The organism is Anabaena sp. 4-3 (assembly GCF_001597745.1).
GTDB lineage: Bacteria > Cyanobacteriota > Cyanobacteriia > Cyanobacteriales > Nostocaceae > Trichormus.
Genome location: NZ_LUHJ01000035.1, coordinates 95972 through 121091, shown reverse-complemented (window position 1 = coordinate 121091; position 25120 = coordinate 95972). Strand labels below are relative to the sequence as shown.

Genomic DNA, 25120 nt, shown 5'->3' with positions numbered 1-25120 from the left:
GTGCAAGATATCAGTTCAATCTTGTTCATGAATTTACCAACATCCTTTAAGTATTTGAGCCTTGCAAGATTCTATAAATTATCCCACTGATAATCGTGGCGATAGGTATACTCAAAATCCAGGCTAGCAAAATTTTTGAACAAACTAATTTATTAGCTTGATGAGTCGTAATTCCTACGCCAAAAATCGCACCTACGGCAACATAAGTTATAGACACAGGTAGCTGAAAAATACTGGCTGCAATTACTAAAATGCTGGTGATAATGTTGGCAGATAAACCCTGAATGGGATTGATAGGTGTAATTTTAAGACTCATGGTTTCAGCAACCTTTTGTGAGTTGAGTAACCCACCAAGAGCCATAGCCATTGCAATGGTAATCATTGCACCTGCAATAGAAAAATAATCAATAATTACAATCAGAGTCACTAGCTCAGAAGTATGAATAAAACCTCTAGTAAAATTGATAATGCCAGCACTGAAATAATGAAAAATCTTAATAAACTTTTGGCTAGGTTGTAGATGAAAACGAGAATTAATATATTCTACAAAGCTGTAAGTTGCTGCTGCTAAGGGAATAGCTAGAACAGCACTAATAAATAAAGGTACAAGAAAGGAACTTGCTAAAACTGTAAAATTAGCCTTGAGTCCAATTGCTACTAAAGCAGCACCAAATATAGCAGCGATTAAACTGTGGAATGTAGAAACAGGTAAGCCCAACAAAGTGGCAATTAATACAGTTAAAGCTGTGGCAATTACGACAGCTATGTGAAACTCAGGCGCGTGAGCGATCGCATCATCCAAAATTCCTTGTCCAGAAAATTCTCTCACAGATTTACTGGTTAAAAAAGTCGATGTTAACGCCCCGGCAAAAGTCGTCAAAGTAGCCCACAAAATCGCTGTTTGGTAGCTAGCAGTACGACTACCAAACAACGTTGCTACACCCTTAAAATTGTCATTTGCCCCGTTGACATAAGCTAGAAATAGCGTAGCGATAAATATACTTACTAACAACATTTTGGCGATGTGAAATTAACAGCAACCACCACCGTCATAATGCCAAGTTGAATCAGTAATTATGATTTCTGATGGCTTTAAATTTCCTAGTTTAGCAGCAGTTTTGTCACAAACAGCAGCCGGAATGCCACGTTGTAGAATATGTCCGGCTAAATCATCAAAAAATGCTTCAGAACCAGCATAAATTGCGGTTTTCCCCGTGAAGATACAAGCACCATCTTCGGGAATTGCCACTTTAAAAGCCACCGAATCAAGACTTTCTAACAAAAGATGGGTTTCTAAATTATAAGTTGTCGCATCTAACAAGCGGTAAGGACGACGCGCCCGAATTTCTACTTGACCAAAGCCAGCATCAATAATACGCTGTATATATTCGTTGTATGTGAGTGCGCCAGATAAACACATAGCGCGTAATCGCTCATCTTGTTGCAAATGTGCGGGGATAGGACTCTTAGAAATCGGATCACTCATTTGTAAACGTCCACCCGGTTTTAAAACCCGATAAGCTTCTTGTAGCGCGCGACTTAAATCTTCAGGTTCAAAAATATTAAACAGGCAATTCTGCGCCACGATATCCACAGAAGCATCAGCCACAGGTAGCTGGAAAGCATCACCTTCACGAATTTCTACAAAGCTGGTGTCAAACCAAGGATTTTCTTTCGCTGCCATTTCTAAATTAGCACAGGCGGCTTCTCGCATCGCCGCCACGGGTTCAACAGCAATCACAGCACCCCCACGGCGAGAAAAATAGGCAAACTGCAAAGCCTCTAACCCACCACCAACACCGACATATAACACGGTGGGTTGATTTGCCAGTTCATTGGGATGTACAGTAGTCCCACAACCATAGTTCATTTCTTGCATTTTGCTGGGAATTTTCAACCCTGGCAGTTGCAAAGGTGTACTCTGCACACAACAAAGTCCTACCTCTGGCGTTTGGGCAACTTCACTATAAAATTGTGCTGCTGTTTCTAAATATGTCATGAAAATCTAAAATTTGCGTGTTGTGGTTTAGATGACTCTGAGCATCGTAATATATCTAAACTCTCAACTGCATCAATTTTTGCTAAAAACAGCATTAAGAATCTTGGTTTGTCAGGGTGTAAATCTGCAAATTGCAAAATATCTGCGGTGTCTACTTTCTACTTACTTCGCAAATTATCATAGACTGTAGCTAATAAATCTTCAACGGTGAAGGGTTTGATTAGATAATCATTAGCACCACTATCTAAAATAGTAGCGCGATCGCTCAGTTCATCTTTAGTGGTTAATAAAATTATCGGCACATTATTACCCGTATCTCGCAAACGCCGGCAAACCTCCCAACCCGACACACCAGGTAACATCCCATCTACAATGATTAAATCTAGACGTAGCTGCCCTGCTGCCAACATCGCGGTTAAGCCATCGTAGGCGATGCTTACCTCATACCCTTGATAATTTAGTTCTAATTCTATAAATTGGGCTAGTTTGACTTCATCTTCAACTAGCAAGATGTGCGTCATATTATTTTTTGGCAGAAGTAATTAGGCACGGTGACAGCGATAAGATGCTTATAACATAGGCTTTTACCGAGTCCACAGAGTCTGATTACTTTGAGTGTGCCGTGCTAGCCAATTATATAGACATCTAAATAGCTGCACGTTAGCTTAGTATACTTTTGCTTAAGTAACAACCGTAGTTGTGTAATCACAGATTGATCATGGCTACTGATGCACCAATCATTATTTAGCAATACGCTGTGATATCTTCACCACATTCATCAGCCAGATAACAAAGGGCTTTGAAACGCAAACCCACAACTTCCTCATAGAGAGGATTTAATTTACACATTGGCGGAATGTGAAACAACTGACGACCAAATAGCGTTACATCTCTTTCAAACGGACATTGAGCCGGAATAACTCTACACAACAGATGGGCTAGTTTGGGGTGATGAATTTCGATATTGTCTAACCATCTGCGAATCGGATACAGTAGGTCATGGTGGGAAATAACTTGAGTAATGGTTGTCATAATTAATCACCTTGATAATCTCGCTGGTTTTGTGTATTGCGACCTCTATTAATAAATACGGTGGGGTTTTGTGTTTTTATGCAGTCAACCCCTGGGGGGAATTAAAAATTCAAAATTCGTCTTGACAAGTTTCCTACGGCGGGAAACCCGCCTACAGAACTTTTCGCAAAATTCAAAATTACAATACCCATTGTATAGTTTTTTACTTTTTTTCCTATGTTGATGTTTGAACTAATGGGACACTATTAACTACACTTTTCGTCCCTAGTTTTACGGAAGCTTGCCAAAAAATCGTCCTCTATCTCTGGTGCTAAACGCTAGGCTAGAGATTATTGGCTGTTGTTGTAAATAAATTGATGGGAGGCGCAGCTAAAAATTGATTGCTTACAGCATCTAGCGCAAGCTGCGAAAACTAATGACTAACGAATTTCTCAAGACGAAAAAGTTAATTTTTGACCGTTGGGCTTTTAGTTATGATTGGCTGTTACCTTCGGTGTTTTACCAAGCTGTCCACAAACGGCTGTTAGAATATGTGGAATTGCCAGAGCGAGCCAACGTGTTAGATTTAGGTTGTGGAACTGGTCGCTTGTTGGAACGTTTAGCTACTCAATATCCCCAACTGCGGGGTACGGGTTTAGATTTATCTTCTAATATGTTGCGAGTAGCAAGACTCAGCAACCGTCACCATCCCAGGTTAATCTTTATTGAAGGCAAGGCTGAGGCTTTACCTTTTGGCGATCGCCAGTTTGATGCTGTGTTCAATACAATTAGTTTCTTGCATTATCAACAACCACAACAGGTTTTGCAGGAAGTAGGGCGGGTACTTGCTCCTGGGGGACGCTTTTATTTGGTTGATATTACTAGCAACACAGAGAAACAACCGCTAACATTGTCAATTTCTCATCAAAGCGTCAAATTCTACAGTCCTCAGCAACGGGAAATGCTCGCTGCTTCTGCGGGACTGGTATGTGTGAATCACCACTATTTGTTAGGGCCTGTTCTATTAACTATTTTAGCTAAACCTGTAGGCGAAGTGTGAAATTTTTAGTAGTAACTTACTGTTGGAAACAGTGGTGAGTTACTACTGAAATGTTGGCGTTGTTCAGAGAAAATATGAATTTTTCTCACGCAGAGGCGCAGAGACGCAGAGAGTGAGAGTTTTAGAGAGTTTGGTTCAGCAAGGCTTGAATATTTATTGTGTGTTCAAAAACTCTAAATAACCATTGCTGAGTTCTTTGACTGCTAGTTGATAAAATTGTTTACCATGTTCTGGTGTTGCTAAGGCTGGGTTAGAACCCATGCGTCCATCTGGGTAATGTGCGCGAAAATCAGCAGCACTATAAATTCTATGTCCTGATGCTACTTCTGGTGATAGGGGGGCTTGTTTAATGGCTTCGGGATAAATATACTGGGTGAGGGCTACTTCGCTAGGGGTGGCATGAGAACCTTCTTGCTCACTATATAATTCTTTTGCTAATTTGTAGACGGAACTACACATAAACCAATTAGCAATGTGACATTTTACCTTGGCGGCGTTGGCAATTTGTAAGTCTTCTAGATGGGCGTAGGTTTCGGAAAATGCGGCTTTCAGTGTGGCGATGTTACCACCGTGTCCGTTAATAAAGTAGAATTTGGTAAAACCTACTTTGGCGAGACTGGTGATATAGTCTCGGATGACTTGAATTAAAGTGCTAGGGCGGAGGCTGATTGTACCAGGGAAGGCGGTATGATGTAGTGCCATCCCTACATTGATTGTAGGGGCTACGATTGCTTTTGTCTCCTCACCCACACCACGAGCGATCGCTTCTGCACAAATTGCATCTGTACCTATTAAACCTGTAGGGCCATGTTGTTCTGTTGAACCTATAGGTAAAATTATCCCTGGGGATGTTTGTAAATATTCTTCAACTTCTTGCCACGTAGTTAAATGTAGTAACATTTTTATTTAATATCCTCAATCTAATCAGGACTAAAGTCCTTACTACAAACTTTCTTCTACATCTATTACTTAGGATAGTGTTAGAAAAGCTAAAACTAAAGGCAAAGTAAGATTAAACAATCTTCAAGTAATTAGGCTTAATTAATTGTTAGATAGTGGAACAGGCTTCTAGCCTGTTTACGGGCTGTCCGGCCCATCCCACATTTTATATTTAATTGCAACCAGCTACTTCAGTGATGCTGCCAATGAGTTAAAAAATTAGGAATTACGCCAAGATAGTCTCATAACTAACAAATTTATCCCCTGTAGAGAACGATGGCAGCAGAGCATGGCTTAATTCTTGATTTTACAATTGTTTTAGGAGCTTCGGCCCTGGGGGGATATGTTGCCAACCGACTGCGCCAACCTGTGTTACTTGGCTATTTGGCGACGGGCTTGGCAGTGGGGCCTTATGGTTTTAAGCTGTTAAGTGATGTGCCACGAATTCAAGCCTTAGCATCAATTGGTGTAGCTTTTTTGTTGTTTGCTTTGGGTGTGGAATTCTCGCTCACAGAACTGAAACGAGTTAAGGATATTGCTATTAAAGGTAGTTTACTACAAATTGGTTTAACTACGGCTTTAGTCGCCTTTTTAACAATAACTCTGGGTTGGGTGAGTGGTTTCACAGAAGGTATTTTTGTCGGCGTGGTGCTTTCCCTGTCTTCTACGGCGGTCGTATTGAAAACTTTAGCAGAACGAGGCGAAACAAATACACTGCATGGTCAGGTGATGCTGGCAATTTTAATTGCTCAGGATTTGGCTTTGGGAGTAATGTTAGCTTTTTTACCTGCTTTGCGACAACCGGAAAGTATTGGCTTGGCGTTAGGTAGTGTGTTGTTGAAGGTTTTGGTATTTTTAGGAGTAGCGATCGCCTGTGGACGTTGGATAGTTCCGAAGTTAATTAGTAACGTTGCAGCTACGGAAAGCACGGAATTATTTGTTTTGACGGTGATTGCTTTGTGTTTAGGTGTGGCTTTGGTGACAGCTAAACTGGGTTTATCTATAGAAATGGGTGCATTTGTCGCCGGGTTAATGGTTTCCGAGATTGATTATGCAGATCACGCCCTCGCCAAAGTATTACCCTTAAGAGATACCTTCGCCTCACTATTTTTTGCTTCCATCGGGATGTTAATTGATCCAGTTATATTAATCCAGAACTTAGGGCTAGTTTTGGGACTGGTGACATTAGTCATGCTGGGTAAAGCCATGATTGTCATGCCCATCATTTTAAAATTTGGCTACTCACTCAAAACCGCCATCCTCACAAGTTTTGGAATTAACCAGATAGGAGAATTTTCTTTCGTTTTAGCGTTAGCGGGATTACAACTGCAACTCATCCCCGAAAGGACATATTTTCTACTGTTAGAAACCACAGCCGTAACACTGATTTTAACACCAATATCCCTGAAACTTGCGCCGAAATTGCTAGCACATCTTACCCAGATGCCATTTTTTGCCAAATCACTGCGACAATTTGCCGAACCACAAAGCTTATCAATACCCGAAACCATTAGTAGTCATGTGGTGGTTGCAGGTTACGGAAGAGTAGGACAGGTAATAGTAAATATTTTACTCAACCAGGGGTATTTAGTTTTAGTTGTTGAAAACAGCGAAGCAGCCATCCAAAGATTGAGAATGCAACGCATAGCTTACATTTTTGGTGATGCCGACTCAGAATTAGTGCTAGAGAAAACCCACCTAGAAAAAGCGAAAGCCTTAGCGATAGCCTTACCTGATCCTGCTTCATCCAGATTACTACTCAAAAGAGCATTAGCGATCGCACCCCAACTAGACATCATAGCGCGATCGCACCACGACCGAGAAATCGACCTACTCACCCAAATTGGAGCCAAAGAAGTGGTACAACCAGAATTTGAAGCCGCCCTAGAACTAAGCGCACATCTCCTAACAACATTAGGAGAACCAAAAACCCAAATAGATCAAATCATCACAAACATTCGCACAGATAGATACCGCAGCATCCGCCCAGATAGATAAAACCCAAGCTAACCATCAACCAAAATCAGCGTAAAACCTCACTTAAACCTCCGCGCCCCTCCGCGTTTCCTCCGCGCCCCTTTGCGTTTAAAAAACCCTCACAAAAAAATCAACCAAAAATGCCCCAACTAGCACCACACATCTTCAAAATCTTACACCAACAAGGAGTAAAACACGCCTTTGGCATCCCTGGAGACTTCGCCTTAACCCTATTTGATGCCCTAGCAGCCAGCCAAATAACACCAGTCGTCATGACACATGAACCCTGCGTAGGCTTTGCGGCTGATGCTTATGCTCGCATACGTGGCTTAGGTTTAGCCGTAGTTACCTACAGCGTCGGCGGCTTAAACATGGTAAACGCCGTTGCAGGTGCTTATGCTGAAAAATCCCCCTTAATAATTTTAAGTGGCTCACCCGGCATCAAAGAACGACAACAACATAACCTACTACACCACAAAATCAAAACCTTTGATACCCAAAGGCGCGTTTACGAAGAAGTCACCCTTTACGCTACCACCCTCAATGATCCAAAAACAGCCGATACTAAAATTCATCGCGCCCTAGACTACGCGATGACATTTAAACGTCCAGTCTACCTGGAAATTCCCCGCGACATGGTGTATGCAGACATTGAGGAGGCGGAAAACTATTCTTCACCCATCAAGCGCACTGATGCAGATACCCTCAAAGAAGCCCTAGACGAAACTTTAGAAATGCTGCACCTAGCTAAATCACCCGTAATTTTGGCTGGTGCGGAAGTACACCGCTTTGGTTTGCAACCCCAGGTGATAGCATTGGCAGAAAAATTAGGTGTACCTGTTTGTGCGACCATATTAGGTAAATCAGTTTTTCCTGAAGCACATCCCCAATATCTTGGCATTTACAACGGTGAAGCAGGTGATACCCATCTGCGGCAAATCGTGGAAGAATCAGACTGTGTGCTGATGTTGGGCGTGTTCATGAGCGATTTAAATTTGGGTATGTTTACCGCCCAACTCAACCCCAGTCATACTGTTTATGCGACTTCGGAAAGGATAGCTATTAAGCGTCACGAATACCCAAATGTCAGGTTTGAAGATTTTATTGATAGTTTGTCTAGTAGCTCAGATTTACCGCATAGAGAATTATCCACCATCCCGAAAATGAAACCCCGTGTGCAACCATCCGAGGGTAGGATTTCTATGAGTGGATTACTTTATGAACTCAACCAATTTATTGATAGTAAAACTTTACTGGTGACAGATGTCGGCGACACCTTATTTGCAGCCGATGATATTCAGACTCAGGAAGGAACATCATTTTTCAGTCCGGCTTTTTATGCCAGCATGGGGTTTGGAGTTCCTGGGGTAATAGGAGCGCAATTAGCTGATTCTAGCAGGAGAGCGATCGCTTTAGTTGGTGATGGTGCCTTCCAAATGACCGGAATGGAATTACTCACAGCTAAACGCTTAGGACTAAATCCCATCGTCATCATTATTAATAATGGCTCTTTTGCCTCCCTCCGCGCAATGGGTCATCAAGATGCAGCATTTGTGAATATTCCCACAATTGATTATGCCCAATTAGCCCAAGTCTTAGGCGGTAACGGTTTCGTGATAGAGACAGGTAAACAATTACAACAAGCTTTACACACAGCACGAGACAGTAACACCTTCAGTATTTTAGATGTGCGACTGCTTCCAGATGATGTCTCACCAGCCTTGGAACACTTAAGCCAACTATTCGCCAAAACCCTGAAGGGATGAGGGGGACAAATAAATTAAAAATTCAAAATTCAAAATTCAAAATTAAATAATTTTTCCCCAGAATTCTTCACTGCGTGACGCTGGCGCGAAGACTTTTGACTTTTTTGATGACTAATGCCCAATGCCCCAAGCCAACAAGAATCTGAGCCGCCTAAATTGATTTATGGAAAAGAAAAAAGTGAAACTACATTAATTCAATAACCCAGATTTATCCGTGGGGTATTTAATGCAAGAATTTTGAATTTTGAATTTTGAATTCGGAGCGCAGCGACGTGACTAATGACTCAGAAACCATCTTTCGATTTGCCGATGACCTCGGCCCTTCTAAAATTATCCACATTTATGAACCTACCACAAAGTTAAAAGCCATTGTGGTTGTTGATAACACCGCTTGCGGCGCAGCTATTGGCGGAGTTCGCATGGCGGCGGATGTCACCACAGAAGAGGTGTTTCGTCTAGCGCGAGCCATGACTTTGAAAAATGCGGCGGCGGAGTTACCCCACGGTGGCGGTAAATCTGCAATCTTAGCAGATCCGAAATTACCCTTACCCACTAAAGAACGCTTAATTCGCACCTTTGCCCGTGCCATTAAAGACATCACAGAATACATTCCCGGCCCGGATATGGGAACTAATGAGCAGTGCATGGCTTGGGTGAAACAAGAAACTGGTCGGGCGGTGGGACTACCCAGAGCAATGGGCGGTATCCCCCTCGATGAAATTGGTGCTACAGGTTTTGGTATCTGTGTTTGTGCAGAGGTCGCTAGTAAGTTTTGTCACCTTGACCTGCACGGGGCGCGAATTGTGATTCAAGGTTTTGGTTCTGTCGGTAAACACGCCGCCCGTTTTTTAACTGCCGAGGGAGCAATATTGATTGCTGCCGCAGATTCTCAAGGTACAATATTTAACCCCCGTGGTATCAATGTTCACGAACTTATAGCCATAAAAGAATCTGGTAACAGTGTAATTGACTATGCCGACGGTGAAAAACTGCACCGAGATGCGGTGATTGATATCGAGTGTGAAATTTGGATACCAGCCGCTAGACCTGATGTGATTCATGCTAATAATGTTAATCGGTTACATACTCAGATGATTATTTGTGGTGCTAATATTCCTTTGACAGAAGAGGCAGAAAGCATCTGTCATGACCGTCATATTCTGGTAGTACCTGATTTTATTGCTAATGCAGGGGGTGTGATTTGTGCGGCTGTAGAGTATGATGGTGGTACACAAGCAGATGCTTTACCAGCTGTTGCTAATAAAATTCTGCACAACACAACCCTAGTTTTAGAAAAATCTGCTCAGACAGGAATGCTTCCCCGCCAAGCAGCTATGGAACTCGCCCAGCAACGAGTTAGTATTGTCAGGCAATTTTGAATGTGATTTTCCAACGAGAATGAGAAGGGAACGCAGATAAACGCAGATAAACGCGGATGTAGCAATAAGTCATGAGCTTGATTAACATTTTTGTAGGGTGGGCATTGCTTGAGAGTTGCTCAAAGCCTGAGCTTTTAATTGTTGGCTGTGCATCGCCTGAAGCTTATGGAGAATAGTGCAAGATATTATTTAATGAGATTTTGCTGATACAATCACATTTTAAGTTTTGCTTGACAGAAAAATTTGCATAACACCAGTTAACAATATAATCACACAACCAACTGCTTGCAATCCTGAAATTTTTTCTGAATAAATCATCCATCCCAACAGTGTGGCAGCGAGAGGTTCTAAATAAGAAATAATACTATATTCATAGGTGTCTAACAGTTTAATAGCAGATATTGTCAGAGTTAGGGCAATAAATCCATAGATGAAACCGACAGCTATTAACCAATATAAGTCTATGGGGAAATCAATGATAATTTCTGTGTTGCTTAGGTAGATAATAACCGCAATAGCAATAGTACCAAAGAATAATTGCCAAAAAGACCGAATTAATGGCGGTATTTGCTGTGATATCTGTTTATTGGTAACTATGAATAGTGCGTAAAATATCGCTGAGAGAATTCCCCATAAATAGCCTAGTGATTTTAAACTGTTGAACGTCAGATTAAATTCAATAATACATAGGCATCCTATCAACGCCAAACCGAGCAATAATGATTTTGTTAAAGTTAATATTTCTTGGTTTAAAAAAATTGCTAAACCAGATGCAATCAAAGGAGCAATATATAATAGAAAAACCGCATTAGCTAATGTTGTACTATTAATAGCATTGATGTATAACCAAATACACAAAGTTATAAAAACTCCACTAGCAACCAGAGAAAAGGATAACTTGAGAATTTTAACTTGATTAATTTTTCCAGTAATTAAGAGATACATTAAAATAAAATAAAAACCAAAACCAAAGCGTCCTAAAGTAATTATTTGGGGATTTAAGGGAATATTTCGGACAAAAATTCCTAAAGAAGCCATGATAATAGTCGCCATGCTTCCTAGAATATATCCAAGCATTTTTTGCTGATTCATAGCTATACTGCCAAGTCCGAAAATGAATTAAGTAGAAGGACTTAATAAAAGAAAAGTTCGTAGTAAGGGCTTTAGCCCTTTAACCCATTCCCAGAGAGCGATAAATCGCTCTCTACGAGACGCTACGCGAACACTACCAACAAAAAGCTATTGTACATTTTAAATTATTCAAAATAACTAATTAAGTAGGCATTATTTTATGGCAAGGTTCATGCAAATCATTTCCGCTATTGATACCCATACAGATGGAGAACCTACCCGTATAGTTTTGAGTGGTATTCCACCAATTATAGGCGAAACAATGGCACAGAAGAAGCAGTACATGAAAGACAAACTAGACCATATTCGTACTCTGCTTATGCAAGAACCTAGAGGACATAAAGATATGTTTGGCGCAATTATTACGCCGCCAACTACTAATCAAAGTGATTACGGTATTATCTTTATGGATAATTCCGGTTATATCGATATGTGTGGGAGTGGAATTATTGGTGCTACTACAACTCTGATTGAAATTGGTATGATTCCCATCATAGAACCAGAAACAGTAGTAAGCTTCGACACTCCCGCAGGTTTAGTTGAATGTCGTGCCAAAATTGAGGAAAGCCAAGTAAGTCAAGTGTGCGTCGCTAATGTTCCTTCTTTTTTGTATGCGAAAGACGTAGAAATTACTCTCCCCGACATAGGAAAAATTTTAGTCGATGTGTCTTTTGGTGGAAACTTTTTTGCTATAGTTCAAGCACAAGCTTTAGGGGTTGCTGTTCATCCTGATAATATTTCTACACTGATCCGTTTAGGAATGTTGGTAAAAAAAGCAGTTAATGAACAGATTAGTGTGCAGCATCCCATAGAACAACATATTAATACTGTTAAATTCACAATGATTTATGAACAACCTGAAGCTTTTGTACCATTTTCTCAAGGTGTGGTGATTTTTGGTAATGGTCAAATGGATCGTTGTCCTTGTGGTACTGGTACTTCAGCTTTGATGGCTACACTTTACGGTAAAAATCAACTGCCATTAGGTTTAAATTTTACCAGTCAGAGCATTATTGGTACTACTTTTAAGGGAAAACTTGTTGCTAAAGTTAATATAGGTGATATGGTAGCAGTTAATCCCATATTGACTGGAGATGCTCATATCACCGGAATTCAACAGTTTGTAGTCGATGCTAATGATCCTCTAAAATACGGTTTTGTTGTCGGTTGATTATCTAACAAATTTCATTAATCCAGGTTTGAACAGCATTGATTAAAATTTATAGATGAACTTCGAGGGTTACGAGTTATCTGTCAAGGTGGACTGTTAAACCCTGAAATTATTACTGTTTATTGGCATAACAAAACAAAACGAAAAGTTCGCAGATAATCTCTAGAAAATATAAACAAATCCCCCAGTATGTCTGGGGGTTTCAGAGAAGTCATATCTTGCACCATTCTCAATAAGCTTCAGTCGATGCACACCCAACAACGTAAAATTAAGACTTTGAGCAACTTGTCAGCAATGCCCACCCCACAAAAATTATCTACAAAAAAATCCCTCAGACATTCTGAGGGAGTTAGAGAAGGAGCGTTTTTCCATGAGAAATCTATGCGGGGCTGGGTTCGGTGGGGCTTTGCAATAGTTGAATAATCGCTGTTTTTTCTAATATTCCAACTAACACGCCGTTGTCACGAATCACAGGTAATGCTGATAATTGTTGTTTTTCAAACAGTTGCACTACTTCTAGCAATGGTTGATTTGATGCGATGGTGGTAGATTCAATTGGTTTCATCACATCTTTGATTTGTGTTTCTGACCAAAGTGTGGTATCTATAATCCGTAGGTTATCTCGTGCGATCGCACCAACTAATTGTCCTTCATCGTTGGTAACTAAAAACCGTCGCCAGTTGTTACCTAAAACTATTTGTTGGTCTACAAACTCTCTGAGAGTCAAATTAGCAGAAACAATCGGACTGTCAACTGTAACTGCATCTGCGGCTGTTAATCCTGTGAGTTTTTCTTGCACTCTGGCAAATTGTGCCGCATTACCAGCATTCCGCACTAGGAAGAACCCAATTAACAAAGTCCAGAAGTTGGCGAAGCTACCAAACAAGAATAACGGAATTACACCAGAGGCGATCGCTACCCACCCAAAGATTTGTCCAACTCGACTGGCAAAGCTGACACCTCTATAGGGTTTACCTGTAATCTTCCAGACAATCGCTTTGAGGATATTACCGCCATCTAAAGGTAAGCCAGGAATTAGGTTAAACAACGCTAACGCCAAGTTTACAGAGGCTACAACACCAAGTATCGCCGCTAAAGTGCCAGTGACGTTGGTAGTCACACCGATGACTGTGATGATACCAGATAGTAACAGACTGACTAAAGGCCCGGCGATCGCCACCCAAAAAGCATCCGCAGGGGTTTTTGATTCTTCTTCTAAGCTAGCCAACCCACCAAAGATAAACAATGTAATTGAGTTGACGTTAATTCCTTGGCGAATGGCGACAAAGCTATGTCCTAACTCGTGGGCGACAACAGAGGCAAACAATAACAACGCTGTCATCAATCCCAGCAGTAACGCCAACCCCCCGGATAATTGGGGAAATTGTGCCATGAGTCCGCCGCTATAAGTCCAAGTTACCAAACCGAGAACTAGAAACCAAGACGGATGAATATAAAAGGGAATGCCGAAGAGACTCCCAACGCGAATTGTGCCATTCATGTTGTTCTCCTTTGAGTTCATCAACGAGATGTGGCTGTTTTACCCTCTCGTTGTCTCTAGTGTAACGAAGTATTAAGCAATTTTAATCTTTGTAATGGTAGTAGTGTCCGTCTTTTGGGGTGCGGTTTTCAGCAATGCCAAGGTTTTGTAATGTCTGTTCACCTGTTGGTTGAGACTTGAGATAATACGGATCGCAGTATGTGATTCTTTGCTAAGATTGCCAATGCAAAAACATTGAAATAAAGCCACCTTTCCATATCATGCCAACATCTGCACTTGACGGTCAAGACGCGATCGCCATCCCAGCCGCAACAGCAGGGGTTGCTGTGTGCGATCGCTCTGCTTGGGGACGTATCCGTGTTACTGACGCTGATAGAATCCGTTTTTTACACAATCAGAGTACCAATGATTTGCAAAGCCTGAAACCCGGACAAGGCTGTGATTCTGTCATGTTGACATCTACCGCCCGCACCATTGATTTAGTTACGGCTTATGTTCTCGATGATGCGGTGCTGCTGTTAGTTTCCCCTAGCCGCCGTGAGTATTTAATCCAATGGCTGGATCGTTATATTTTCTTTGCGGATCAAGTACAATTAAGCGATGTCACCGATGAAACCGCGACTTTTAGCCTCATCGGCCCTGAAAGTGATGCGGTAGTCAAAAAATTAGGTGCTGGGGCGATTATCGGTCAACCTCACGGAAATCATCTGTTATTAGATGGTAATATCATCATAGCTGTCGGTAGTGGCTTGGCTGAACCGGGATATACTTTGGTTTTGCCTGTGTCTGAAAAAGAGAAAGTATGGCAGCAAATTTTAGAACTCGGAGCGGTAGAATTAAGCGATCGCGCTTGGGAACATTTACGTATTTTACAAGGTAGACCAGCCCCAGATGCCGAACTCACGGATGATTATAATCCTTTAGAAGTGGGTTTATGGCAGACCATATCTTTTAATAAAGGTTGCTATATCGGTCAAGAAACCATCGCCCGTTTAAATACATATAAAGGTGTTAGACAATATCTGTGGGGAATTCGGCTCAACAACCCTGTAGAAATAGGCGACACAATTAAAATAGGAGATGAAAAAGTCGGTAAACTCACCAGTTTAACTACAACCCCCGATGGTTACTTTGGATTAGGTTATATCAAAAGTAAAGCTGGTGGTGTGGGTTTAAAAGTGCAAGTAGGAAACGCTGAGGGTGAAGTAGTTCCAGTCCCATTTGTGTCACACGAGTACCCTTAGATAATTTAAAATTCACAAACAGAAAAATGTACTGCACAATGTGCAGTACAATCAAGAACTAAGCAATCAGGAAACTCAATTAACAGGAGAATCTACAGAGGGAGTTTATGCAGCCTCACCTTCTGTAGCACCGCCTATAGACTTCCAAGCGTGATAACCACCCTGAATTTCAACCGCATCAGGAAAACCTGCACCTCGCAGGATAAATACTGCACGGGTTGATTGTTCTTTGTTGTCGCCATAGACGTAGATTTGACGACCTTTATGTAAGGCAGTGTGGGCTTTTTGCGCTAATTCATCGAGGGGAATTTGAATTGCGCCTGTGATGTGTCCGTGATTGTATGTGTGGCGATCGCGCACATCAACAATTGTAAAGCCAGGGGAACCCCATTCCAAACGTAACTTTAAATGTTCTACATCAGTTACTAAGTCGGTACTCATAAGCAATTCTCGCTTCCATCCTAAGAAGCAATCTAGCAAAAATCTCTGATTAATTCGGTTTTCTTCACAATTAATAAAAATTCCCGTTGTGATTAGTCATTAGTCATTAGTCATTAGTCATTAGTCATTAGTCGTTAGTTATTAGTTATCATCTTGTTTGTTGTCTTCATCTCCCCCTACTCCCCCTACTCCCTCATCTCTCCCTACTCCCCCTACTCCCTCATCTCCCTCACCTCCCCCTACTCCCTCATCTACCAATGACATCTACCATTCAAGCATTACCTCAAGAAGTCGTATATCTAATTACAGCCGGTGAAGTTATCGACTCTTTCGCGGCGGTGGTGCGGGAATTGGTAGAAAATGCTTTAGATGCAGGTGCGACCAGAATTATAGTATCTCTATGGCCGCAACAGTGGCGTATTCGTGTCGCAGATAATGGTTGCGGGATGAAATTAGATGATTTGCAACAAGCTGCATCATCTCACAGCACCAGTAAAATTCGCTGTAGTGAGGACTTATGGAAAATTAACAGTTTAGGATTTCGGGGTGAGGCGTTACATAGTTTAACAACTTTAGCAGATGTGGAGATTTTCAGCCGTGCCTCATCTGGGGATGTGGGATGGCGGGTAGTATATGGCGAAGGGGGGAAAGTTAAGCAAGTAGAAGCGACTGCGATCGCTCCTGGTACAGTGGTAACAGTCTCGAATTTATTCGCCAATTGTGCAGCCCGTCGTCAAGGTTTACCTGCAACAGCGCAGCAGATGAAAGCTGTACAAGCCACAATCCAAAACATCGCCCTTTGTCATCCTCAAGTCACTTGGCAAATTTGGCAAGATGAGCGTCAATGGTTCACCATTTCCAAAGCTGCCACAGTAGGGCAATTATTACCACAACTCTTACCACAAGTCAAGCAAGGCGACATCCAAGAATTAACCCTAGAAATACCCAACCCAGACAACAATCAACAATCAACACTCACATTAGTAGTAGGCTTACCAGACAGATGTCATCGCCATCGCCCAGACTGGGTGAGGGTAGCGATTAACGGCAGGATGGTAAAATCACCAGAATTAGAACAGACAATTTTGGCAGCATTTCACAGAACATTACCACGCGATCGCTACCCTATTTGTTTTCTACATTTAATTATTTCACCCGATCAAATTAACTGGAATCGCAACCCCGCCAAAAGCGAAATTTACCTCAACGAGTTGAATTATTGGCAAGAACAAATTACCCAAGCCATAAACCAAGCACTGCGTCTAAGTTCTGCTAACATCAAAGAATCAGTCCACACCACCAGAGTCAGTCAACTACTCAAAGCCGCAGAAGACAAAGGTAGTTATAACGTTAACCCGAAAAACTCCTCACTTCCCACTCCCCACGCCTTAAAAGCCGTCGCCCAAGTCAACAACACCTACATTGTTGCCGAACATTCTGGGGGAATGTGGTTAGTAGAACAACACATAGCCCATGAGAGAGTATTGTATGAACAATTGTGCGATCGTTGGCAACTCATCCCTGTAGAACCACCTATTATTCTATATCAATTATCACCAGCGCAAATTGCCCAACTGCAACGCATCAGTTTAGATATCGAACCCTTTGGTGAACAACTGTGGGCAGTACGCAACCTTCCCGCCATGTTACACCAGCGAGAAGATTGTGCAGACGCAATTTTAGAACTCAGTTGGGGAGGAGACTTACAAACCGCCCAAGTCGCCGTTGCTTGTCGCAGTGCTATCCGTAACGGTACACCGATGAGTTTACCAGAAATGCAGAAATTACTAGATGATTGGCAACGCACCCGTAACCCCCGCACCTGTCCCCACGGCCGCCCAATTTATTTATCATTAGATGAGTCAGCTTTATCGCGATTTTTCCGCCGTCATTGGGTGATAGGTAAAAGTCATGGTATTTGAAATGCGCCTACCTAATCAGATGAAAATTTTTGTAGGGTGGGCATTGCTGCTAAGTTCCTAAGACGCTTATTTTTATGTTGTTGGCTGTGCAGGGAGTGACACTGATTGATAATAGTGCAAGATATGACTTAACACGAATTTTTATTGTCAAAAGTTTTGTAATTATATTGATTTTTTGTGTACATATTTGGTTTTTCCCAAACTTAATCTAAATATTTTCAAGAAACTTCAGTAAATATATGGAAATAAAATCAGATTGTTAATTTGCTGTAATTGTCAGATTTTTTAGCGCATTTAACTAATTTGTGCCATTTTTGAGGCATAATAAGCAAAATAGTTGCTTTTATATCCATGCTATCGTGATCCGAACTAAGTCAAACCTGAAAAAACAGGAAACTTCCATCAATCTAGTAAATCCCGTATTTGCTAACCATGAAACTTTTCACCCTCGTTTTGGGTGGTTAAAAAAAGGGTTTGATGCAGCCAAGAAAAATCCAGGTATTTTCTTACAGGATGATGCCCCTGTACGTTTAGGTGTTGGTAAAAATATGGTACGCGCTATTAGATATTGGTGTACCGCGTTCAAAATTATTGATAAGAATAGCTCACCAACAGCATTTGGCGAACAACTTTTAGGAAGCAATGGCTGGGATTCTTATTTAGAAAATCCGGCTTCATTATGGTTATTACATTGGAACTTGTTAAAACCTACTTGTGAAGCGGCTGCATGGTACTATATATTTAATGTTTTTCTAGATTTAGAATTTACAAAAGAAGATATTTTAGCAGGGTTAAAATATTATATAAAAACTTTCAATAAAAAAATTGCTGAATCCTCTTTGATCAAAGATGTAAATTGTCTTGTCAAAATGTATGCAACCGAGGACTTTATGAGAGACAATAGCCCAATTGAAGATTCTCTTGATTGTCCTTTTACTGAACTTGGTTTGATTCGACATTTTGGCAAAAATTATCATTTTAAAATTGGCGCAAAGACGAACTTACCAGCAGAGATTATAGTAGCTACTTGTTTAGAATATGCTAGTTGGGTAAGTCAGGGACGAGAAACCATTAATATTACTAACCTACTTTATGATGAAGGTAGTCCGGGAATGGTATTTAAACTGACGGAAAATACTTTGTGTGAGGCTATTGAGACTGTTGCTAAAGAATTTGAGATGTTAGTTCTTTCTGACACCGCCGGGTTAATTCAGTTATCTTTACCTCAACAAACAAAGATATTATCTGAAGAAATTTTAGATAAATATTATAAATTTTAAATAGAATGGATAAAATTATGACTAATAAAAAGCTATCCCATTATTTTAGTCTCCAACGTCGTTATTCTCGTTCAATTAATTTAGAAAGAGATGTAGATAGTGTGACGGCTTTAGAGGGATATGTGCTTACGAAAAGAGCAATTGATTCTCTAACACGGATATTGAAAAATTTTGATTCTGATGAAGGAAATAGAGCTTGGACATTAACTAGCGTTTATGGTACTGGAAAATCTGCTTTTGCTCACTATTTGATTTCTTTGTGTGCTAACTCACAGAATAAAATGCACATAAAAGCTTTATCCATAGCTGAAAAGAAACTAGGAAAAAATAGTGATATTTATCAATTAATTCAAGAGAAAATTAACACAAAAGGATTACTTAGGGCTGTAGCTACCGGACAAAGAGAACCAATTAGCCATACAATTATTAGGGCTTTGTCAATAGGTGTTGATAATTTTTGGACTGCTAGCCAAAAACATAAAATCAATGTTGTTAGCGAATTAGCAGATTTAGAAGTAGAAATTAATGCTGGGAGAAAAATTAAAAGCAGAAAAATTTTTGATTTGATGTTGGAATTAGCCAAGGAATCTCAAACAGGAATTTTCTTAGTTATTGATGAACTGGGTAAGAATTTAGAATATGCTGCTCATGCTCAAGCTGATGAAGATTTATATTTTTTGCAACAATTAGCGGAATTACCAAAAGATGGTAAAAATCCTATTTATGTTTTAGGTATTTTACATCAAGCTTTTACAGAATATAGTCAAAGATTAGCAACTGTTCAACGCAACGAATGGGCGAAGATTCAAGGGCGATTTGAAGATATTGCTTTTTATGAATCATCTGGGCAAATGATGAGTTTGATTGGTGAAGCTATCGACTCGTCAGCAGCAGATAATATCAAGATTGCTACTCAGACTTACTCTCAGGATTGGAGTAAGTATTTAGAACCGATAATTATAGATGAAGAAGTAACTGAGCAAGTTATACAGAAAGTTTATCCGCTACATCCTTTATCGGCTTTGGTGTTACCAAGTCTTTGTCATAAATACGCTCAAAATGACCGTTCTTTATTCACATTTTTAACCAGTAGTGAACCTTTATCATTTCGGAGTTTTTTAGAAGCAGCAACAGTTAAAGATTATGAATTACCCTGTTTGAAATTATATCAAGTTTATGATTATTTTATTGAATCTGCGGGGATGGGTTTAGCTTCTCGTCCGAATTTGCAAAGATGGGTAGAAGTTCAAGATTTGATTAATGATGCTAAACGCTTAGAAGAAGATAGTATCAGGGTACTAAAAACTATCGGGGTGTTGAACCTAATTACAGTTACAGGTTCAATGAGGGCGACAAGAAATTTAGTATCTTTAGCAATGTGCAGTTTACCGTCAGCAGCCGAGATTAATTATTGGCAAGAAATTATTGATCAACTACTAAAACAAAATCTGATTACTCATCGTCGTCAATTAGATGAATTGCGGATTTGGCAAGGTTCTGATTTTAATGTTGATGGTGAGTTAAGTACATATATAGAACAAGAGCGATCGCCTTTAGTTAAGCTGTTATCTTTCCACCGTCCTCTTAAACCGTTAGTCGCCCAACGTCACAGTTATCAAACAGGAACTTTACGTTATTTTGAACGCCATTATTTAGATAATTCCCAAGATTTAAATCAATTATCTTGTAGCAGTGTAGATGCAGATGGTTTGATCGGGTATTGGGTAGATGACGAAATTCCTCATTTTGTTCCTGCTACAACTAGCGACGGTAAACCATTGGTGATATTGAGGGCGGCTAATTTAGAAATTTTGCGAATTCGCACCCTGGAATTTGTGGCTTTAAGTAATATTAAAAGAACCGCCAAAGAATTACAAACCGATGGGGTAGCGAGAAAAGAAGTAAATTATCGGTTACAAGAAGCCGAAGGATTTTTAGATGAAACCCTGAATCAATGCTTTAGGATAGGGGAAAATCAGCAATGTTGGATTCAAGGAGAAACCGAAACACTCAACAACATTACTGATTTTAATAGTAAGCTGTCTGAGATTTGCGATCGCGTCTATCATCGTAGTCCAATTTTATGGAACGAATTAATTAACCGCCGAGATTTAACGGCTCAAGGTGTAAAAGCTAGACGCGAATTGATTCAAGCGATGTTGGAACATCAGCATCAAGAAAAATTAGCCTTAGAAGGCTATGGCCCCGAAGTCAGTATGTATTATTCTCTGTTACAAGAAACAGGGATTCACCGTCAAGAAGATGATGTTTGGGACTTTTACCCACCATTAGAAAAATCTGGCTTAAATTCTCTGTGGGAAGCAGTTGAGAATTTTTGTTTATCAGCCACCGAAAAAAGCCAAAGTTTTGATTTACTTTATCAACATTTAGCAGTACCACCTTATGGTATAAAACAGGGTGCTGTTCCCGTGATTTTAGCGGCGGTGTTGTTGTATCACGCTGATGATTTGGGACTGTATCAAGACGGGACATTTATTCCTGTATTGGGAACAGAACATTTTGAATTATTAGTAAAATATCCTGAACGGTTTGCCGTCAAGTATTTTGCAGTAGTCGGATTAAGGGCTGAAGTTTTCAAAGAATTAGAAACCATCTTACGCAATCCTCAATTTAAAACATTAGTTAAAGTGCGTAACGCCACCCTATTAACGGTGGTTACTCCTCTTTATCAATTTGTCAAAAAACTGCCTAAATATACTCAACAAACCAAAAATATTGCAGAAGAACCCAGAGCGATTTTAAAAGCATTACAAACTACTGTTGAACCAGATGAATTATTGTTTAAAGCCTTACCAGCAGCTTGTAATTTACCCCCCATTGGGACTGAAGGCGGGGATGATGGCGTGACTGCGAAAATCTTACGTACTAAATTAGTTCACGCCCTCAGAGAGATTCATACAGCTTATGATAATTTGTTAAGTAATTGTCTACAACTGATTTATGAAGCCTTTGGTGTCAGAAATCAGGAAACAAAACTCAGGGAAGATTTGCGGGTGAGGGCGAATTATTTGGCGGGAAAATGTATTGAACCCTTACTAAAACGCTTTATTCGTGCAGCATCGGATGAAACTAAAAACGATTCTCAATGGTTAGAAGCTTTAGTGATGATTGTGGCGGATAAACCTGCGGAATCATGGACTGATGATGATGCTACTGCATTTGAGATGAAATTAGCGGATGTGGTGCGACGGTTCAAAAATCTGGAAGATTTGCAAAAGGATGTAGCCGCTAAAGGTGAAGGTTTTGAAGCCAGAAGAATCACCATGACTCGTCCTGATGGCGAGGAAATCCATCAAACGGTATGGGTGGATTATGGGAGAGAATCGGAGGTTGAGAAGATGGTTAATAGAATTATGGCAGATTTACCTGATGATCAGCAGTTACAACAAGCGATTTTAGCAAAGTTGAGTGAACGGATTTTAAATCCTGATTTGGGAGATGTGGTTACAGATACCGTTTCTTGATGAGGATGCACTTTATTCTGTACTGTAGAGACGTTTGTTGCTTTTTGGTATGGATGATTTAATGGTAACGCTTGCAACTCGATAATTGCTTGCGACTGTACGCTTCCCCTACCTAAAAGACTGCGCCTAATTTCTTTAACCTAAGCTGCGGCTGAAAGTGATTTATGTATAAAAGCTTAATAGGCTAGGTTAAAAAAACCTAACCAAAGCAGTGATTTTACTGAATTTTGCAATATTTGTTTAAAAAGGCTACACATTATGTTTTGCTCTTTGCTAAGATATTAGCACTGTTAATACGCTTACCAAAAAGCACTAACTAATAAGGATGGTAGAGAGCAAAGTTAGACACATTTTAGGGCTGTCTGGGGGAAAGGATAGCACAGCTTTAGCGGTATTACTGCATAAGGAAATTCCAGAGATGGAATACTTTTTTTGTGATACCCATAAAGAATTACCGGAGACTTACGAATACCTTGACCGGATTAAAGCACGTTTAGGGATTAAAATTCATTATCTCAGTGAAACACGAGGCTTTGACTATTGGCTAGCGATTCATGACGGTTTATTACCTTCACCCCAAAGGCGTTGGTGTACCGCCAAGATGAAAATTAAGCCTTTAGAGGATTTTGTGGGAGATGATGAAGCTATTAGTTACATTGGCATTCGTGCTGATGAAAACCGTGATGGGTATATCTCCACTAAACCTAATATTAAACCCGTGTTTCCCTTTAAAGAAAGGGGTTTAGTTAAGGCTGATATTATTCGGCTTTTAGAAGAAAGTGGAATTGGACTCCCTGACTATTATCGCTGGCGCAGTCGCTCTGGGTGTTTTTTCTGTTTCTTCCAACGCAAGTATGAATGGGTAATGTTAGCGCAGGAACATCCTGATTTATTTCAAAAGGCTGTTGAGTATGAAACTAATCATGCTGATGGGCGTACCTATACCTGGACAGATGGGGAAAGTTTATTGCAACTTCTAGCACGTAAAGATGAAATTATTGCTCAACATGAGAAGTCAATGGCTAAAGAACAAAAGGCTGCTCCTAATCGTCCTTTATATGAATCATTAGAAAAGATTTTAGGACAAGAAGATGATGAATTACCTTGTTTAATGTGTTATTTATAGTTTGATTTTTATAGTGAATTTAAATGGCAAACATAGTATTTAATAAAAAATTATTAATAACAATTATAGGTGATAGTTTAGAGTAGCTTAAACTGTAAAAAAATGTTTTCCACGGGAAATATATTAAGTTCAGTACAAAATTAGTATTTTTTCAATAAATGCTGTATTTAGCTATTTTTTAGTTGCTAATAATTATCAAAATTTATGTTTATGCAGTATAGAAGGATATCTTGATGAGTTTTAAACCTCGCTTCCAATAAAAGTTTCTGGGGAATAGCTTTCGACTAATTACTACTTCCAAATAGGAGAAAAATAATGGCAGATTATGTTCCCGCATTAAAAGCTCGTATGGGTGATTGGCAATATTATGTAACAGTTATGAAGCTTGGTAAAATTGCTCGTGAATGCCGGCTTGCAGAAGAAATTCATGTCAACAAAGATTTAGATGAGTTAATTCAAAGAGAAATACAGGATCGAGTTAAAAAAGAGATGGTTCCTTATCTTTTAAATGAACCTCAGCGATTTTATGGAGCATTAGTTGTAGCTGTTTATGGGGGAGATCCAGAATTTTCAACAGTTCGAGTAGCTGAACATCAATTAATAGATGACAGAGATCGAGCTAGCTATGGTTTTGGTTTACTACGTTTTGACGGTAGCCAAATTTACTATGCTTTAGATGGTCAGCATAGACTCAAGTCAATACAAGAAGCGATTGCTAAAAATCCAGACCTCGCTCAGGAAGAAATTAGTGTAATTATTCTTAAACATGAGCAAACAAAAGAAGGTTTAGAGCGAACAAGAAGGTTATTTTCTACACTTAATCGTCGGGCGAAACCTACATCATCAGGCGTTAATATTGCTATTGACGAAGATGATAGTGTAGCTATTATTACTCGCAGATTAGTTAAAGAAAATGAAGTTCTTAAGGGATTAGTTTTAACTAGCTTAGGTTCTAAGCAAATAAACCCAGCTAAATCGCATGACCCTTATATTACCACGCTTGCTGCTTTTTATGAAACTAATGAAATTTTGCTTAGTGCTTATAATGGTGGTCTAGAGATTGATAAAAACTTTAAGCAATTCAGAGCTTCTAATGATGAGCTTGATGCTTACTATAATTTTTTAGAAAATCTTTGGATGCTAATGCTAGAAAAATGTCCTGGGTTTGAATCTATTTTAAAAGGAAGAAAAAAGCCTGGTGATATTCGTAAGCGTATCGACTCGGACGGAATGCTAGTTTTAGATGATGCTGGAAAGCCGATATCAGGAGGAAATGTTTTTGCTCGTCCTATAGGTCAATTTATTATTGCTGAAGTAATTAAATTAGCTTTAATTCAAGGGAAATCAATGGAAGACACAATTGAAGCAATTATGGCTAATGTAACTATGAATATTGATGGCTCTCCTTGGGTTCGAGTTATTTGGAATCCTTCAACGCAGAAAATTATGGGTACTAAGTTTGAAAGACAATTGTTAGCATCCATTATCAGTCATTCTCTAGGATTAAAAATCAAGACTAAAGTGCGAGATTTGAAGCAAAAATATCGTGATACAATTGAGGATCAAAAAGCCTCTTTGCTATCACCTATAGAATGGGTTGGTAATTATAATAATAGTTTGTATGAAACAGAAGAAAGTGAATTAATAGAAACCTAATAAGGGTAAAGCATTTCTAGATTAATAAAAAA

General features: G+C 39.9%; 18 protein-coding genes and 1 pseudogene. 11 read left to right on the top strand and 8 right to left on the bottom strand.

Annotated features, from left to right (window positions below; all coding sequences use genetic code 11):
• Positions 1–46: 46 nt before the first annotated feature.
• From A3775_RS10390 to A3775_RS10375, 4 genes and pseudogenes are all read right to left on the bottom strand, one after another.
• Positions 47–1015, bottom strand: a complete 969-nt coding sequence (locus A3775_RS10390) for an inorganic phosphate transporter (RefSeq protein WP_066424867.1) — start codon at positions 1013–1015, stop codon at positions 47–49.
• Between the two features lie 15 nt (positions 1016–1030).
• The gene (arsM, locus tag A3775_RS10385) at positions 1031–1999 is read right to left on the bottom strand and encodes an arsenosugar biosynthesis arsenite methyltransferase ArsM (protein WP_066424864.1); all 969 of its coding nucleotides are present in this window, start codon (positions 1997–1999) and stop codon (positions 1031–1033) included.
• Positions 2000–2160: 161 nt separating this feature from the next.
• Positions 2161–2520 (bottom strand): annotated as a pseudogene (locus A3775_RS10380) (response regulator transcription factor); the annotation flags it as partial.
• Between the two features lie 223 nt (positions 2521–2743).
• Positions 2744–3031: a Mo-dependent nitrogenase C-terminal domain-containing protein gene (locus tag A3775_RS10375; protein ID WP_066378913.1), complete on the bottom strand. Its 288-nt coding sequence runs from the start codon at positions 3029–3031 to the stop codon at positions 2744–2746.
• A 415-nt stretch (positions 3032–3446) separates the two neighbouring features.
• Between A3775_RS10375 and A3775_RS10370 the strand changes: the two genes are divergently transcribed.
• Positions 3447–4070 (top strand): class I SAM-dependent methyltransferase, encoded by a 624-nt coding sequence (locus A3775_RS10370; RefSeq protein ID WP_066424863.1) that lies wholly within the window; start codon positions 3447–3449, stop codon positions 4068–4070.
• Between the two features lie 153 nt (positions 4071–4223).
• Here the strand turns inward: A3775_RS10370 and A3775_RS10365 are convergent, their stop codons facing one another.
• Entirely contained in the window at positions 4224–4970 is a 747-nt protein-coding gene (locus A3775_RS10365) for a creatininase family protein (RefSeq protein ID WP_066424861.1), read from the bottom strand.
• A 315-nt stretch (positions 4971–5285) separates the two neighbouring features.
• Here A3775_RS10365 and A3775_RS10360 point away from each other — a divergent pair, with 315 nt between their 5' ends.
• The 3 genes from A3775_RS10360 (at position 5286) to A3775_RS10350 (ending at position 10131) form a co-directional block, all read left to right on the top strand.
• Positions 5286–7007 (top strand): cation:proton antiporter, encoded by a 1722-nt coding sequence (locus tag A3775_RS10360; RefSeq protein WP_066424859.1) that lies wholly within the window; start codon positions 5286–5288, stop codon positions 7005–7007.
• Between the two features lie 119 nt (positions 7008–7126).
• The gene (locus A3775_RS10355) at positions 7127–8752 is read left to right on the top strand and encodes an alpha-keto acid decarboxylase family protein (protein ID WP_066424858.1); all 1626 of its coding nucleotides are present in this window, start codon (positions 7127–7129) and stop codon (positions 8750–8752) included.
• Positions 8753–9024: 272 nt separating this feature from the next.
• Positions 9025–10131 carry a Glu/Leu/Phe/Val dehydrogenase gene (locus A3775_RS10350; protein WP_066424857.1) on the top strand — a complete coding sequence of 369 codons (1107 nt, stop codon included), beginning with the start codon at positions 9025–9027 and terminating at the stop codon, positions 10129–10131.
• 219 nt (positions 10132–10350) lie between these two features.
• On the opposite strand, the gene A3775_RS10345 is transcribed toward A3775_RS10350, so the two are convergent.
• Complete coding sequence (locus A3775_RS10345; protein ID WP_066378930.1) at positions 10351–11223, bottom strand: DMT family transporter; 873 nt, start codon at positions 11221–11223, stop codon at positions 10351–10353.
• A 199-nt stretch (positions 11224–11422) separates the two neighbouring features.
• On the opposite strand from A3775_RS10345, the gene A3775_RS10340 reads away from it, so the two are divergent.
• Complete coding sequence (locus tag A3775_RS10340; protein ID WP_066424852.1) at positions 11423–12433, top strand: proline racemase family protein; 1011 nt, start codon at positions 11423–11425, stop codon at positions 12431–12433.
• 379 nt (positions 12434–12812) lie between these two features.
• Here A3775_RS10340 and A3775_RS10335 read toward each other — a convergent pair whose 3' ends face one another.
• Complete coding sequence (locus A3775_RS10335) at positions 12813–13934, bottom strand: site-2 protease family protein (protein ID WP_066424850.1); 1122 nt, start codon at positions 13932–13934, stop codon at positions 12813–12815.
• A gap of 260 nt (positions 13935–14194) precedes the next feature.
• Between A3775_RS10335 and A3775_RS10330 the strand changes: the two genes are divergently transcribed.
• Positions 14195–15178 carry a folate-binding protein YgfZ gene (locus A3775_RS10330; RefSeq protein ID WP_066378941.1) on the top strand — a complete coding sequence of 328 codons (984 nt, stop codon included), beginning with the start codon at positions 14195–14197 and terminating at the stop codon, positions 15176–15178.
• A 105-nt stretch (positions 15179–15283) separates the two neighbouring features.
• On the opposite strand, the gene A3775_RS10325 is transcribed toward A3775_RS10330, so the two are convergent.
• Positions 15284–15619, bottom strand: a complete 336-nt coding sequence (locus A3775_RS10325; RefSeq protein WP_066378943.1) for a rhodanese-like domain-containing protein — start codon at positions 15617–15619, stop codon at positions 15284–15286.
• Between the two features lie 257 nt (positions 15620–15876).
• Here A3775_RS10325 and mutL point away from each other — a divergent pair, with 257 nt between their 5' ends.
• The 5 genes from mutL (at position 15877) to A3775_RS10300 (ending at position 25088) form a co-directional block, all read left to right on the top strand.
• Complete coding sequence (gene mutL, locus A3775_RS10320) at positions 15877–17541, top strand: DNA mismatch repair endonuclease MutL (protein WP_066378945.1); 1665 nt, start codon at positions 15877–15879, stop codon at positions 17539–17541.
• 359 nt (positions 17542–17900) lie between these two features.
• The gene (locus A3775_RS10315) at positions 17901–18821 is read left to right on the top strand and encodes a DUF4007 family protein (protein ID WP_197480126.1); all 921 of its coding nucleotides are present in this window, start codon (positions 17901–17903) and stop codon (positions 18819–18821) included.
• 17 nt (positions 18822–18838) lie between these two features.
• Positions 18839–22306: a hypothetical protein gene (locus A3775_RS10310; protein WP_066379592.1), complete on the top strand. Its 3468-nt coding sequence runs from the start codon at positions 18839–18841 to the stop codon at positions 22304–22306.
• 325 nt (positions 22307–22631) lie between these two features.
• Entirely contained in the window at positions 22632–23432 is an 801-nt protein-coding gene (locus A3775_RS10305) for a phosphoadenosine phosphosulfate reductase family protein (protein WP_066378947.1), read from the top strand.
• Positions 23433–23747: 315 nt separating this feature from the next.
• The gene (locus A3775_RS10300) at positions 23748–25088 is read left to right on the top strand and encodes a DNA sulfur modification protein DndB (protein ID WP_066378949.1); all 1341 of its coding nucleotides are present in this window, start codon (positions 23748–23750) and stop codon (positions 25086–25088) included.
• The last annotated feature ends 32 nt before the right edge of the window (positions 25089–25120 follow it).